The organism is Kitasatospora phosalacinea (genome assembly GCF_000717185.1).
Taxonomy (GTDB): Bacteria; Actinomycetota; Actinomycetes; order Streptomycetales; family Streptomycetaceae; genus Kitasatospora; species Kitasatospora phosalacinea_A.
The window spans coordinates 1-685 of record NZ_JNYE01000267.1 but is presented as its reverse complement, the minus strand read 5'-3'; the positions used below and the strand labels follow the sequence as shown (position 1 = coordinate 685).

At 72.7% G+C, this 685-nt stretch carries 1 protein-coding gene; it reads left to right on the top strand.

Annotation, left to right across the window (positions count from 1 at the left end):
- The coding region (locus tag OO57_RS37950; protein ID WP_033257479.1) for an AMP-binding protein at window positions 1–685 on the top strand (685 nt) is incomplete at both ends.

The window sequence follows — 685 nt, the reverse complement described above, 5'->3', positions numbered from 1 at the left end:
GAGGTGCACGTGCTGGACGAGGCGCTGCGCCGCGACGCGGAAGCGCTCTCCGCGTACTGCGCCGAACACGCGGTGGACGTCGTCAACGTCACCCCGTCCTACGCCCAGGCGCTCGTCGACCGCGGTCTGTTGGACGAGGGGCGGCACCGGCCGGTGCTGGTGCTGCTGGGTGGTGAGGCGGTGGCGGAGACGCTGTGGTCGAAGCTGCGGGACACGCCCGGGGTGATGGGCTACAACCTGTACGGGCCGACCGAGTACACCATCAACACGCTGGGCGGCGGCACCCTGGACTCGGCGAGTGCGACGGTGGGTCGGCCGATCTGGAACACCGTCGCGCACGTCCTGGACGCCCACCTGCGGCCGGTGCCGGTCGGGGTGGCGGGCGAGTTGTACGTCTCGGGCGTCGGTCTGGCCCGTGGCTACCTCAATCGCCCCGGCCTGACGGCGGAGCGCTTCGTCGCCGACCCGTTCGGTGCGCCGGGCGCCCGGATGTACCGCACCGGGGACGTGGTGCGCTGGCGCCAGGACGGTTTGCTGGACTTCCTGGGCCGGGCCGACGACCAGGTCAAGATCCGCGGCTACCGGGTCGAACCCGGCGAGATCGAGGACGCGTTGACCGCCCACCCGGACGTCGCCCAGGCCGCCGTCGTGGTCCGCGAGGACACCCCCGGCGTCAAGCGCCTGG